This window comes from Sphingobacterium populi (genome assembly GCF_001586775.1).
GTDB classification, from domain to species: Bacteria; Bacteroidota; Bacteroidia; order Sphingobacteriales; family Sphingobacteriaceae; genus Sphingobacterium; species Sphingobacterium populi.
Genome location: NZ_LQXS01000004.1, coordinates 94,484 through 109,065, shown reverse-complemented (window position 1 = coordinate 109,065; position 14,582 = coordinate 94,484). Strand labels below are relative to the sequence as shown.

Sequence of the window (14,582 nt, the reverse complement as noted above, 5' to 3'; positions counted from 1 at the left end):
AAAATATTTATATATTTTTGACCCTTAATCGATAATTAATCCAAAAGCGCGCATGAAAAATTGGTTTAAGGAGAATGCCTCCCACCTCACTATTATAGCGATACTCGTCTTACTTGTTTTCTTTTATTTCACACCGGTATGGCAAGGCAAAACTTTAGCTCAATCGGATGTGGTACAAGCAGCCGGTGGCCAAAAGGAGATGTTTGACTACAAGGCAAAAGATGGTAAAGCACCGTTGTGGACAAACTCCATGTTTGGTGGTATGCCTGTTTACCAAATCTGGTTGGGGCACGAAGCCAACGTTACGACGTATATTTCAAAAGCACTGCGCGCGGTATTCCCACCTCCGGCAGACATTTTATTGCTCTACCTTTTGGGCGGCTATTTCTTATTTAGCGTGCTTCGAATTAAACCGTGGCTGGCTGCGGTCGGTGCTATTGCGTTAGCATTCTCGTCGTACAATATGATTTATATTGAGGCGGGTCATATGAATAAGGCGTATGCAATAGCTTATATGGCACCCATTATCGCATCGATCATTTTGTGTTATCGAGGTTCTTGGCTGTGGGGCGGTTCTTTGCTTGCGCTTTTTATGGCTTTGGAGATTCGTACTAACCATATACAGGTTACCTACTATTTGTTTATTACGCTATTGGTGCTAGTCGGTTTCGAGATTTATTATGCAGTGCGCGACAAAAAGCTCAAGCCATTTCTACAATCCACCGCGGTACAGCTAGGAGCTGTTCTTGTTGCGGTTTTGGTCAATGCCACCGTATTATTCCCAACCTACGAATACAGCCAACTGAGTACTCGTGGCAAGGCCAATTTGACCAACACGGATACGGCTGGAAATACTGAATCCGGACTTACAAAAGAATATGCTTACGGTTGGTCGCAAGGTGTTGGCGAAAACCTTACTTTCCTTATTCCTAATGCGTATGGAGGTCGTACGGGCGGCGTATTGGATAAGAATTCCAATGTTGCAAAGTTCGTCCAAGGCCTCAATGTTCCAGAGGCGCAAGCAGCGCAATTTGCACAATCCATGCCGACTTATTGGGGCGAGAAGATGTTTACTTCTGGGCCTTGGTATTTTGGTGCTGGAGTGATCTTCCTGTTCATTTTAGGAATCGTCATTGTTAAAAACAGGTACAAATGGTGGCTGGTATCTGCCACTGCCCTCACTATATTTTTGGCTTTCGGCAAGCATTTGCCTTTCATCTCCGACCTGTTCTTCGATTATTTCCCGATGTACAATAAGTTCCGAGCGGTAGAATCTATTTTAGTGATTCCGTCGGTGTTGATCCCTATTCTAGCCGTGTTGGCGTTAGACCAGATCATTAGTCGAGCAGGAGAAGTCAAGAACTTAGATAAGAAACTGTTGTATACTGGAGGCAGTATAGCAGCGCTCTGTCTATTAATTGCACTAATGCCCGATTTGTTTCTTAATTTTCGTTCATCTACCCATCAGCAGCTGATTGCTAGCTATCAACAGCAAGTAGGTGACGCAGCTATGGGGAATGAAATAGTGAATGCTTTACTGAAAGATCGCGCGGCAATTGCTAGTGCAGATGCCTGGCGTTCGTTGATCATTGTGTTGATCACATTCGGCGCGGTTTGGTTCTATGTTAAGAAAAAAGCATCTCTTACGATTCTATTAGCCGTGGTGGGTTTAGTGACGTTGGCCGATTTGTGGACGGTAAACAAACGGTATTTAAATAACGACTCGTTTAATAGCCCGGCCGCATTGCAGGATCATATGCCAAAGCGCGAAGTAGACGATCTTATTCTAATGGATAAAGATCCTTCTTACCGAGTGTTTGATTTGACAACCAGTCCATTCCAAGATGCGCGCCAGTCTTATTATCACAAAAGCTTAGGTGGTTACCATGCAGCGAAGCTGATGCGTTTTCAGGAAGTATTGGAGCATCAGTTTGACGGTGCCATTAATGAAGATGTGTTGGATATGTTCAATGTACGCTATGTCATTACGCGCGATCCGAAAAATAATTCAGAGCGTATCCAAAGGCGCAGTTCCGCAGCGGGCAATGCGTGGTTTGTAGATCGTGTCACTATCGTAAAAGATAATAATGAAGAGATGAATGCACTGGATAGCTTCGATCCGCGCAAAGAAGCTTTCGTCAACAAAGAGTTTGAAGACAAGTTGACTGCAAAACAACTCGGCAATAGCAACAACGCACAGATCAACCTGGTTTCCTACCATCCTGATACACTGCGATACGAATACACGGCGCCACGTGACGCATTCGCAGTATTCTCAGAAGTATATTATGATAAAGGATGGAAAGCCTATGTGGACGGAGAAGAAGTGCCAATTATCCGTGCCGATTATATTTTACGTGCGCTGCAGCTTCCAGGCGGAAATCATGAGGTAGAATTCATCTTCGCGCCGCAGTCGATGAAGACCAGTACGTTATTATCATTGATATTCTCCGTTGTCTTGATATTGGGGATCGGTTTTGCCCTTTTCTTGCATTATCGTCGCAAAAAACAGTTGCCGAAAGGCGTCGTGAATCAGCAATAATACAGTTTTGACCTCCTACTTAGAGGCCAAAAATACGATAACATAACCTTTAGAATAATCGAAGCTGCGGATCGGTTACTCTAAAGGTTTTTCTATGATGTGGCGTCAGTCCCAACTGTAAAATAGCGTTGCGATGCTTGATCGTAGGATAACCTTTGTTGCGCAACCAGTCGTATTCCGGATGCTCAGTGGCTAGATTATGCATGTATTCGTCGCGGTACGTTTTGGCCAGTATAGAAGCTGCCGCGATAGATAAGTATTTGCCATCGCCTTTAACAATGCACGTATATGGTACCGTTTGATACGGTACAAATTTATTGCCATCTACAATGATATAATCTGCCGGCACCTTCAATAGGTCCAACGCGCGATGCATCGCCAGATAAGATGCCTGATGTATATTTATCCGATCAATCTCCTCTGCCGAAACAGATGCTACAGCAAAGTCAAGCGCTTCTTCTTCGATCACAGCACGCAGAGCAAGTCGTTTCTTTTCAGAGAGTTTCTTAGAATCGTTGAGTATTGGGTTGTAATAATCCAGTGGAAATACAACTGCAGCCGCAAAGACAGGCCCTGCTAGGCAGCCGCGCCCAGCTTCATCACAGCCAGCCTCTCGCAATTCATTTTGATAATAGGACAGTAGCGGAATAGTATCTTGCATAAGCTGGCAAATTTAATAATAATTGTAACTTCTGTGTGATAAAACCCCGTTTACACTAATTTACACTGCGAATGATTTCTTTTGTCAACGTTTTTGATTTTATCGTTGCGTACTTTAGCGCAGCCAAAAAATAAATTAACTGAATATATGAAGAGAATTGTTGCGTTTCATTTACTACTCGTGCTTGCCCTTACTGCTGTAGGCCAAGCAAAAAATGGGAGCGCAAAATTGATACGTGATCTTGCAGTACAGGTTGATGGGAAGTTGGCAGAGTGGGATGGTCATTGGCATACGGTGGGCGATCAAGACGCACTTTGGTCATATGCTGTTACGTATGATGATCAGCATCTCTTCGTAGCGACCAAGGTGATCGAGCCAGCACTGCAACTAGAGGCCGCAGCACACGGAGTCGCAATCATGATTAATAATCAAGGTAAGAAAAAACACGGCATGCAATTTATCTTTCCAGTGCCTGATGCAGAGACGATCCGATCCATGCTGGAATCTGGAGATTTTTCCGCCACACATGTAAAGACAGCCTTAATCGAAGGATCACGGGGTTACAAAGTGAAAGATTTTCCGAAAATAGTTGATGGTATGCTGTCGTTGCGTAACTCCTATGGTCTGCATGCGATCGCAAAGATTGATGATTCCGATCATCTACTCTACGAATCGGCCATACCGCTGGCGCAGTTAGGATTAGTAGAAGGCGAAAACACGATTGCGATACAGATAGCACTCCAAAATAGATGGGATATCGGAGCAATGAGTAAAGCTAGGCCACAACAAAGAACATTATCTCCTAATAAAGGAACTGCGCGTGTCAAATCGCCTTATAAAGGGAATACATCCGTGTGGATCGTGGATAAAATCCAAGTAAAAAAAGACTAAGTACATTACAATGAAAATTTTTAATTTCTTCTACATCGGTTTTCTGGCATTAATGAGCCAATTCGCTTACGGGCAAACAGGCAAAACCGTACAAGGTATGCTTCGCGATACAGAAGCAAGGCCCATCTCTGGAGCGACCGTGCAGTTGGTATCCGATCAAGATTCAATGGCCATGACGTCAAGTCCGGCCGGCATCTACAACTTCGACCAGGTAAAAGCGGAACGATTTAGAATAACTGTCAGTAGTCTCGGATTTGAAACTTATTCCAAAGATTTTGAATTCCCTGCCGGGGAGCAAAAGATGTTCATCCCTAGCTTTGTATTGGATGTGAATGCTAACCTAATTGAGGAAGTCGTAATATCAGGCGTATTGACCGTGCAGGTAAAAGGAGATACAGTAGAATATTCTGCCCAAGGGCTCAAGCTTCGAGAAGGTGCGGTGGCAGAAGACGCATTGAAGCGCTTACAAGGAGTAGAAGTAGATAAAGATGGTAATGTTACCGCGCAAGGAGAAGCTGTGACGCGCGTTCGGATCAATGGCAAAGATTTCTTTGGAGGTGACGTCAAGACCGCTACCAAAAACTTACCAGCGAATATCATTGATAAAATCCAGATTGTAGACGATTATGGTGACATGGCTAACCTGACGGGCAATCGCACGGGAGATTCAGAAAAAGTACTAAACATACAGATCGATCCAAAATACAATAGCGGTTGGATGACGACATTGCGCGCCGCAGGCGGTACCGAAGAGCGCTTCCAGACAACAGCTATGGTAATGGGGATGACCAACAAGACGCAAGTTTCCGTATTGGGTAATTTAAACAACTTGAATGCCTCACTTTTTGACTTTCAAACCATGGGCGGTGGCGCTCGAAATCGTCAAGGTGGTGGTGGCAGCCTGGCGGCGGCGGGTTTGGGAACAATCAAGAAGGAATTACAGAAACCAGTTCCATCGGATTGAACGTAAGACACGATTTTAGCGACAAATTCAAGATCTACGGTAGTTATTCCTTCGAGCGAAATGATAACAATACACTTTCTAACGTATTTAGAGAATATATTGGATTGAATCAGACAGAAGAAGAGAATGCCGATAATAACAATATCCGAGCAAATCATCGCTTTGAAACCAATATAGAATGGAACATTAGCGACAAAGATTATATCAAACTAACGCCTCAATTTGGCTTTAATGATAACAAAACGAGTAATATGGCAACCTCCATTTTGTTTAGAGATTCCCTGTTAGACAATAGCCAGCTCCTGACAACACTATCCAACTCTACCGCGCCACGCTACAACATTAGTGGTTTGTACAATAGAAGGATGAATGATCGAGGACGCAATTTCTTTATTAACTTCAACATAGATAATTCGGTGACCGAGCGCGATGTCAATGAAGCTTTAGAGCGTCAAGTCTTTGACCCCAATAATCAGCAAACTCCCGCTAGTGAGATCTACCAGCAAGTATTGCAAGATGTGCAAAACAAAAGCTGGAATGGCGGAACGTCAGTGTCCTATACCGAACCGCTTACAGACCACAGTAAAATTGAGGTTACCTACGATTATAACATTAGCGATTACGACAATACCGATAGGCAGCGCGCGGTAGACCGTGACAATAATCCGATCGACGGATTGCCAGGATCTAATTATAGCTATGCCTACGATTACTCGTTTACCACGCATCGGGCCGGCGCGAGCTACATGTTCGAAAACGATAAAATCAAATATTCTGTCGGTGCAGCCTTACAGCCGTCGCTATTACGTGGCGATGCCTTTAGCGCGAATGATGAAGCTGTGATCAACCGGACGAATTTAAATTTCGTGCCGATTGCGCGCTTTGAGTACAAGTTTTCGCGCCAGTCGAACATTTCGATGAGCTATTCTGGAAGGGCTACTGAGCCAACAGTTACGCAAATTCTTCCGTTCGAAGTTACTCGAAATTTAATGACGACAACCGGAAATCCAAATCTAGACCCAGAATTTAGACATCAGGTACAAATGCGTTTTCGTGCGGGAGATGTACAAAAGGGCAAAAACTTCTTTGCCGTATTGCGCGCCGAATTGATCAACGACCGCGTCGTAACGATGAATAAGCGATTTGCAAGGCCAGGACAAGGTATGTTTCAGTTTATAGATTACAAAAACGAAACCGATCCAATTTATAACATCAGCTCATTCTACATGTTTGGAAGATCGCTGAAAGATAAAACATATAACATTACTTATATGGGCGGAGTGACGTATAATAAGAATGTATCTTATCTAGCGACCGACTCTTTGGCGACGCTAGATGATTACCGCAAAAACGTAGCAAATAACGTCATCCTGATGCAAAACTTATTCTTGCGGTACACACCTTCTGAACGAATAGAAATCAATCCAGGAGTACGTTTTACGTACAACATGGTAAATGCTTCTTTGCCAGAATTTGCAGCGCCAAACATTACGACTATAGCACCATCCTTGATTGGCTCTGTTAATTTAGCGAAGAATACAATTTTTGGTGCCGATGTGTCCAAATCCTTTAATCGAGGCTTTGCGAATAATGTGAATCCATTTATCATCAATAGCTATATCGAGCAGCGTTTTATGAAGGGACAGCGTGGAGCACTTCGTCTGCAAGGATTCGACTTGCTAAACCAACAAGTAAATCTTAATCGATCAATCGGTGAGGTTCGTGCAGATACGCAGTCCAATCGACTTGCCCGCTACTTCTTGCTGTCATTCACGTACCGTTTCCAAAAATTTGCATTAGGCAACCCGGGTGGTCCGCAAAGCGATCTGCCGTTCGACAAGCCACGCCCACGTATGTAGACGGTAGCGCTATTTTTATTTATAATCGTACCTTTGCGTGCACTTCTTATTAAAGCAACGTATGGGGTATCATATAATACAATTAGACAATGGAATACGCGTGGTGTTAAACCAACAAGCGTCTAATATCACGCATACCTGTTTGATTGTAAATGTGGGCTCGAGAGATGAAGAAGCAGGGAAGTTTGGTATGGCTCATTTTATTGAACATTTGCTCTTCAAACAGACGGCCCGGCGCAACACCAACCAAATCCTCAACCGACTCGAATCTGTGGGCGGCGATCTCAACGCTTACACCACCAAAGAATACACCTGTATTCATGCGTCTGTATTGCGCCCGTACTTGAGTCGTGCGCTAGATTTATTCGAAGATATCACCTTTCATTCTACCTTCCCTGAAGTCGAAATGACTAAAGAGAAAGGTGTGATTCTGGACGAAATGGCTTCCTATTTAGACAGTCCGGAAGAATCCATCATGGACGATTTTGATGATCTCCTATTTGCCGGTACTGGCTTAGGACATAATATTTTGGGTTTGGAAACTGATCTACAATCCATCACCCAGCAGGATGTGAAGGATTTTATCGCTAGAAATTATACCGCAGAGGACATTGCCATTGGCATCTCGGGCGACTATACGCCCAAGGAGATAGAGCGCCTGGTCAACAAAATATTCACGGCGCCACTGCGCCCATCAAGAGAGAAATCGTTGGCTTCGCCGGCACTATTTGCGCCAAAACATGAAATCGTATACAAGCCGATCAATCAGGTGCATTATGCGTTGGGAGTGCCAGCGTACGGCATTCATGATTCACGCAAAACCACTTTAATGCTGCTCAATAATATGCTGGGTGGCATCGGCATGAGCTCTATTCTAAATCTTTCTGTGCGGGAAAAATATGGTATTGCTTATACCATCGAATCAAGCTATGCGATGTATGAAGACACAGGGATATTTAGCATTTATTTGGGCACCGACGAAGAAAAAATAAAACGTGCTACTCGGCTGGTGCGTAAAGAATTAGATAAATTAATTGTGAAGCCAATTAGTGAAAGCGTATTAAATAAAGCAAAGCATAAGTTTAAGGGGCAGATCGCATTGGCCGAAGAGAACAGAATGAGTGTCATCATCGCTGAAACTAAAAACATCTTAGATTATAATAAAATTATAACGTTGGAGGATGTTTTTCAAAAGATTGATGCCGTCACGGCAGATAAAGTCCATGAAATAGCTGCAGAACTATTCGCGGCAGAACGAATGTCATCATTAGCGTTCGCTCCCGAAGATTAAATAGCCATCAATAGTATTGTAAACGTATAAACAGAAAAAATAGAGATATGAAGACAGCGTATATTTTTCCAGGTCAAGGAGCCCAGTTCGTGGGGATGGGACAGGAGTTGTATCAACTGAATGATACCACTAAAGCATTATTTGAGCAAGCGAATGATTTGTTAGGTTTTCGGATTACCGATATTATGTTTTCGGGAACGGATGAGGATCTCAAGCAGACCAAGGTGACGCAACCTGCCATCTTTTTGCACTCCGTGATCTTAGCAAAAGCGTTGGGAGACAAATTTCAACCTGCTATGGTTGCCGGACATTCATTGGGCGAGTTTTCTGCCTTGGTAGCAGCGGGCGCTTTGTCTTTTGAAGATGGACTTTTACTTGTTTCTAAGCGGGCAAATGCCATGCAAGCTGCCTGCGAAGCACAGCCGTCGACAATGGCAGCTATCTTGGGCTTAGAAGATGAAGTGGTAGAGCGCATCTGTGCGGAGATTGAAGAAGTGGTTGTTCCTGCAAATTACAATTGCCCAGGTCAATTGGTAATTTCTGGTTCTATCGAAGGAGTAGATAAGGCGTGTTTATTATTAACCGAAGCTGGCGCCAAACGCGCATTGAAATTAAATGTTGGTGGCGCATTTCACTCACCATTAATGGAGCCTGCTAAATTGGAATTACAAAAAGCGATTGAAAACACAAATATTCAAGCGCCAATCTGTCCAATCTATCAGAATGTAGATGCCAAAGCATATACCGATCCTGCGGAGATCAAAGCTAATCTAATCGCGCAACTAACCGGAGCGGTACGTTGGACGCAAACGGTGCAACATATGCTAAATGATGGTGCCGATAACTTTGTAGAAGTAGGCCCGGGAAATGTGTTGCAAGGCTTGGTCAAAAAAGTGAACAGACAAGCGGCTACATCTTCTGCGAGCGTAGCAGCGGAATAGTGGAAATAATTTAAATCTGTTTCTTGGAACAGATCGTAAGTAAGAGAGCCGTACATCATATGTACGGCTCTCTTCTCATATTGTCGTAGAATAGGCTTATTACAATCCGAAAGCTGCTTTTACTTTATCTACGTAGTCGAGTTTTTCCCACGTAAAGAGATCCACTTCCACCGTTTTCGTTTCGCCAGTGCTACTTTCAAAGGTTTTTGAAACGGTTATAGGTGTACGCCCCATGTGTCCGTACGCAGCTGTTTCCGAATAAATTGGATTCCGTAAACCCAGCCGTGTTTCGATGCCATAAGGCGTCATGTCAAATAGTTCACCGATCTTCTCCGCAATATCGCCATCGCTCAATCCAACTTTGCTGGTGCCGTACGTATTTACATAAATTCCCATTGGATCTTTAACGCCGATCGCATAGGAAATTTGTACCAAGATTTCATCTGCCACACCAGCGGCCACCAGGTTTTTCGCGATATGACGTGTTGCATAAGCCGCCGAACGATCTACTTTTGAAGGATCTTTTCCAGAGAATGCACCACCACCGTGCGCACCTTTTCCACCGTAGGTGTCTACAATGATTTTACGGCCAGTCAGCCCGGTATCGCCGTGCGGTCCACCAATCACAAATTTTCCGGTCGGATTGATGTGGTATTTGATATGATCGGTAAATAAAGGTTGTAATTCTGCTTTCAATTGCGCTTGTACGCGAGGAATCAAGATATCGATTAGATCTTGCTTGATCCTTTGCTGCATTGCCACCTCGTTGCTATCGAAATCATCGTGCTGGGTAGAAATCACGATAGTATCGATACGCAAAGGTTTGTTATGCTCGTCGTACTCCAAGGTTACCTGCGCTTTAGCATCTGGGCGTAAGTACGTGATTTGCGTATTCTCACGACGTAGTTCGGCCAATTCATATAATAGGCGGTGTGAAAGATCCAATGCCAATGGCATAAAATTTTCAGTTTCGTTGCTTGCGTAACCAAACATGATGCCCTGATCTCCAGCGCCTTGCTCTTGTTTAGTTTGGCGCTCCACACCTTGATTAATCTCGTTAGATTGTTCGTGAATGGCCGATAAGATTCCACACGAGTTGGCCTCAAACATATACTCCGACTTGGTGTACCCAATGCGTTGAATTACCTGACGAGTAATTTTTTGCACATCCAAGTAGATATTAGATTTCACTTCTCCAGCTAATATTACTTGTCCGGTTGTTACCAAGGTTTCGATAGCTACTTTAGAATCCTGATCCCAGGCAAGAAAATTATCGATTAAAGCATCTGAAATCTGATCGGCAATTTTATCGGGGTGACCTTCCGAAACAGATTCGGATGTAAAAAAATATCCCATGAGTCTTACTTAACTTTAAATAATTAACGATTTGTAGAGAAAGCGGGCAAGGTGTTAAAGCATTTATTCGAATGGTTTTAGCACTTTTTTTCTGTGGTTGCAATCTCTTTGTCTACCTCGGACGAGGTAAAAACGCAAATCAATCCACTTTTTGTTGCTGCAAAACTACGACTCTTAATTGTATTTGTGAAATGCAATGTAGTATTCTACCAAATAATAGATTACAATGACAATAATTTTAGCTTATCTTTATGATCCGTAACGTAAATCGATGAATACAAAAAAGAAGATCCTGTTTGTGATTAACCCCATTTCGGGAGGTAAGCGAAAGACGGCATTTAAAAAGCAGATTCTCGACACATTGGATTTGAATAAGTTTGAGCCCACCTTTCAGCAGACGGATCACGCTGGACACGCACACGAATTAGCGAAACAAGCGGTAATCAATAAATACGATGTTGTAGTAGCTGTTGGTGGTGACGGTACGATCAATGAGATCGGCTCTGCATTGGCTGGTACAGATACGCCTCTGGGAATCATACCCGAAGGCTCTGGCAATGGATTAGCGTTGTATTTAGGTATCCCATTGCACGAAGCTGGAGCAATTCGTCGTATCAATCGCTTTGATATGATGACGGTAGATACAGGACGTGTAAATGATAGATTTTTCTTTAACGTAGCCGGCGTCGGCTTCGATGCTTCTGTGAGCGATAAATTTGCGACAGATTCTACACGCGGGCCCATAGGCTATTTGCGTACGGTAATGAACTTGCTAGGCTCGTACCGATCCAAAAAATATCAGCTAACGATTGATGGCAAATCTTACGATCGTGAAGCATTTATGATTAGCGTAGCCAACTCGCCTCAATATGGCAATAATGCGTATATCGCGCCCAATGCTTCTGTGACAGATGGTATGATAGATGTATGCATTGTGCATAAATTTCCATTGTACCTATTGCCTATGATGGTGTTTCATCTATTCAATAAATCTGTTGATCAGTCCGAATATGTGGAGATCATTCCTGGAAGAGTGATCAGCATCGATTCGGAAGATATCGGTCCGGTACATGTGGATGGCGAGCCGCTATTAATTGAAGCCCCGTTGCAATTCTCTGTTCAGGAAAAATCCTTAAAGATCATTTGTTAGTATATAGAAAGATATGGCGAAGCATAAAAAACAACAATATGAGGGAGTCGTGTACTCCACGGCAGAAGATTTTGATTATAGCCCGTTTGGTGAGTTAGCCACTCAGGAGACATTGCCCAACCAGCAGCAACAGTTGCGTGTTGGGCTTGATAGAAAATCACGCAAAGGCAAGGTTGTTACAATTGTGGAAGGTTTTAAAGGGCAAGAAAGTGATTTGGAGGTGTTGGCGAAGCATTTAAAGCAAAAATGTGGGGTCGGTGGGAGTGCCAAAGATGGCGTGATTCTGATTCAGGGAGACTTTAAGAAAAAAATTATTGATATGCTAAGTGCTGATAATTACAAAGTTAAGGGTTTTGGCGGTTGAGAATATTTGTTTAAACACAATAGTTTTGCATGTTGGTCGTTTAAAGTAAGGCATACAATCTACTACAAAAATCGTTGAGTAAACACTTACTTATTTTTGCCAATTAATAATTTGATAATTTGCATATGAGAAAAAAAATACCTTTCATTGCAAAACCAAAATCAAAAGGAGTCTACTTTGGTGATTGAAATAGGGGATATAATGACGAAAGAGAACTGCTGGCGATATTTCATTAGACACATCGGGAAGCGAGTTTATTGAATTATGATAAGGGAATTTTATTTTTAGCATAAAATAGTATATTTGTTTTTGAAGTACATCATTGAATGGCGTATTTCTTATAAAATTTTTGAATTAAACTATAATAATTAACAACAGTAAAATCTAAAAATCAGTAAAATGGCAAACGCACCAAAAACAACAAGTCCTGCTAAACAAGAGGGAGGAAATTCGGGTAATTTATTTGCAAGTTTAGCGATTATCATATGTTTGGTAATTGGTTATTTGGTATATCAATTTGTAATGGGTTCACCGGATAACTTCATTGATGGAGATCCAGCAAATCAACCATTGCCAGGAAACTACTACGGTATGGTATATCATGCAGGAGCTGTAGTGCCTGTTCTTCTTGGATTATTCTTAATGGTATGGGTTTTCGCGATCGAGCGCTTCATCGTAATTGGTAAAGCTTCTGGTGCAGGAAACGTAGGAAACTTCGTACGCAAAGTACAAGGTTTATTGAGAGCACAAAACATTGATGCAGCAATCTCTGAGTGTGACAAACAAAAAGGATCTGTAGCGAACGTAATCAAAGCAGGTTTGTTAAAGTACAAAGATGTACAAGCTAACCCAGGTTTAGATGCAGAAAAATCTGTATTAGCAATTCAAAAAGAAATTGAAGAAGCTACTACATTAGAAATGCCAATGTTAGAGAAAAACTTAACTGTTCTTGCTACATTAGTATCTATTGGTACACTAACTGGTTTGTTAGGTACAGTAACTGGTATGATCAAGGCCTTCTCTGCGTTAGCAACAGGTGGTACACCAGATTCAGCTAAACTAGCGAATGGTATCTCTGAAGCCCTAATCAACACGGCTACAGGTATTGGTACTTCTACTATCGCAATTATTTTCTACAACATTTTGACTTCTAAAATCGATACATTGACTTACTCGATCGACGAGGCTGGTTTTTCTATCGTACAAACTTACGCAGCAAACCACAAGTAAGAGATATGATGAAATTATTTTAGATTTCTTTATGGAATCTGAAATAATTAATCATCATAAAGATGTAGTGAGTTAAGTAAGTAATTTAAAAGAAGACAGAAATGGCAAAAGCAAAAGTAAAAAGAGCAAGTACCGCCATCGATATGACGGCCATGTGTGATGTCGCTTTCTTACTTCTTACCTTCTTCGTGTTGACAGCTACTGCTCGTCAGCCAGAAACATTAGATGTAGACACACCTGCTTCGACTGTGAAGGAAAAGCTAGTGGGAGACAACATCGGTATGATCACAGTAGGTGATGGCGGAAAGATCTTCTTCGGATTAAAAGATCCTGCGGTACGTCGCGAGACGTTGAAGAATATCAGTGCTAAATACAAGGTCAATTTTTCTGAAGAAGAATATGAGAAGTTTGCGGAATCTGAGGATTTCGGAGCACCTATTCGTACGATAAGACAACTCTTATCCTTGCCTAAGGATCAAAGAACGGTAGAGATTCAACCCGGTATACCGGTGGATTCGACAGAAAATGAATCCAATGAACTATACCATTGGGTGCAGCAAGCGCGTTTAGCGACGGTAAAAATAAACCGTGATCGCGAAAACGATCAGCGCGATTTCGTAAACCCAGGTCCGATGCAGGTAGCAATTAAGGCCGATGCGGAAGAGAAGTACGCGGTAATGAATTTGATCATTGAGACGCTGAGAAACCAAAAACAGAACAAATTTAGTTTTGTAACTGGTTTGAGAGCGGAATAAGAAAATAGCAAAATGGCAGAATTAAACCAGGATTCCGGCGGCGGCAAAAAAGGCGGCAAGGTAAGATCAAAGAAAAACGGTGGACGGGTCGATTTGACCGCCATGGTGGATCTAGCGTTCTTATTGATTACGTTCTTCATGCTAACAACATCCCTGAATACACCACAGGCGATGGATGTAGCCATGCCGGATAAGAATAAAGATCAGAACGAGCAAAATCCAGATATTGATATCGCAGATAACCGTTCGGTAACTCTATTATTGGGATCCGATAACAAGTTAGTGTGGTACTATGGTCAGCTAGCAAAGCCGATTACAGCTCCTACAGTAACTGACTATAGCGCAGAAGGTCTTCGCAAAATCTTAATTGAAAAGAAAGCGCAAGTACCAAAAGTAGCGGGCGGTAAGGATCTGATTGTAGTAATCCGTCCGAGCGATCGATCTGTTCAAAGGAATCTCGTCGATGTTTTAGATGAAATGAAAATCGTGGATATTAAGCGTTTTACAATTTCGAAGATTAAGGCAGAAGAAGTATCTGTTTTGGAGTCTAATGGAATCTATAACAATTAATCCCGAAT

The 14,582-nt window shown here is 42.5% G+C and carries 13 protein-coding genes; 11 read left to right on the top strand and 2 right to left on the bottom strand.

Annotation, left to right across the window (positions count from 1 at the left end; all coding sequences use genetic code 11):
• Positions 1-52 precede the first annotated feature (52 nt).
• Complete coding sequence (locus tag A0125_RS11330; RefSeq protein WP_066756065.1) at positions 53-2,542, top strand: YfhO family protein; 2,490 nt, start codon at positions 53-55, stop codon at positions 2,540-2,542.
• Between the two features lie 49 nt (positions 2,543-2,591).
• Here the strand turns inward: A0125_RS11330 and A0125_RS11325 are convergent, their stop codons facing one another.
• On the bottom strand, positions 2,592-3,203 hold the full coding sequence (locus tag A0125_RS11325) for a ribonuclease HII (protein WP_066756061.1): 612 nt from the start codon (positions 3,201-3,203) through the stop codon (positions 2,592-2,594).
• 147 nt (positions 3,204-3,350) lie between these two features.
• Here A0125_RS11325 and A0125_RS11320 point away from each other — a divergent pair, with 147 nt between their 5' ends.
• The 5 genes from A0125_RS11320 to fabD all read left to right on the top strand — a co-directional run bounded on the left by A0125_RS11320 (position 3,351) and on the right by fabD (position 9,149).
• A complete protein-coding gene (locus tag A0125_RS11320; protein ID WP_156472521.1) occupies positions 3,351-4,094 on the top strand; it encodes a hypothetical protein in 744 nt (247 codons plus the stop codon).
• A gap of 10 nt (positions 4,095-4,104) precedes the next feature.
• Positions 4,105-5,058: a carboxypeptidase-like regulatory domain-containing protein gene (locus tag A0125_RS16170; protein ID WP_231863219.1), complete on the top strand. Its 954-nt coding sequence runs from the start codon at positions 4,105-4,107 to the stop codon at positions 5,056-5,058.
• Positions 5,055-6,917: a porin family protein gene (locus A0125_RS11315; RefSeq protein WP_231863218.1), complete on the top strand. Its 1,863-nt coding sequence runs from the start codon at positions 5,055-5,057 to the stop codon at positions 6,915-6,917. The genes A0125_RS16170 and A0125_RS11315 overlap by 4 nt, the downstream gene beginning before the upstream one ends.
• A gap of 61 nt (positions 6,918-6,978) precedes the next feature.
• Positions 6,979-8,208 (top strand): M16 family metallopeptidase, encoded by a 1,230-nt coding sequence (locus tag A0125_RS11310; RefSeq protein WP_066756056.1) that lies wholly within the window; start codon positions 6,979-6,981, stop codon positions 8,206-8,208.
• A 47-nt stretch (positions 8,209-8,255) separates the two neighbouring features.
• Positions 8,256-9,149, top strand: coding sequence for an ACP S-malonyltransferase (fabD, locus tag A0125_RS11305; RefSeq protein WP_066756054.1), 894 nt, complete (start codon positions 8,256-8,258; stop codon positions 9,147-9,149).
• A 99-nt stretch (positions 9,150-9,248) separates the two neighbouring features.
• On the opposite strand, the gene metK is transcribed toward fabD, so the two are convergent.
• Positions 9,249-10,505 (bottom strand): methionine adenosyltransferase, encoded by a 1,257-nt coding sequence (gene metK, locus A0125_RS11300; RefSeq protein WP_066756051.1) that lies wholly within the window; start codon positions 10,503-10,505, stop codon positions 9,249-9,251.
• 271 nt (positions 10,506-10,776) lie between these two features.
• On the opposite strand from metK, the gene A0125_RS11295 reads away from it, so the two are divergent.
• From A0125_RS11295 to A0125_RS11275, 5 genes are all read left to right on the top strand, one after another.
• Complete coding sequence (locus tag A0125_RS11295) at positions 10,777-11,655, top strand: diacylglycerol/lipid kinase family protein (protein ID WP_066756047.1); 879 nt, start codon at positions 10,777-10,779, stop codon at positions 11,653-11,655.
• Between the two features lie 13 nt (positions 11,656-11,668).
• Entirely contained in the window at positions 11,669-12,019 is a 351-nt protein-coding gene (locus A0125_RS11290; RefSeq protein WP_066756044.1) for a translation initiation factor, read from the top strand.
• A 399-nt stretch (positions 12,020-12,418) separates the two neighbouring features.
• The gene (locus A0125_RS11285) at positions 12,419-13,249 is read left to right on the top strand and encodes a MotA/TolQ/ExbB proton channel family protein (protein ID WP_066756041.1); all 831 of its coding nucleotides are present in this window, start codon (positions 12,419-12,421) and stop codon (positions 13,247-13,249) included.
• A 101-nt stretch (positions 13,250-13,350) separates the two neighbouring features.
• Positions 13,351-14,004, top strand: coding sequence for an ExbD/TolR family protein (locus A0125_RS11280; RefSeq protein ID WP_066756038.1), 654 nt, complete (start codon positions 13,351-13,353; stop codon positions 14,002-14,004).
• Between the two features lie 12 nt (positions 14,005-14,016).
• Positions 14,017-14,574 (top strand): ExbD/TolR family protein, encoded by a 558-nt coding sequence (locus A0125_RS11275; protein ID WP_066756034.1) that lies wholly within the window; start codon positions 14,017-14,019, stop codon positions 14,572-14,574.
• Positions 14,575-14,582: the final 8 nt, after the last annotated feature.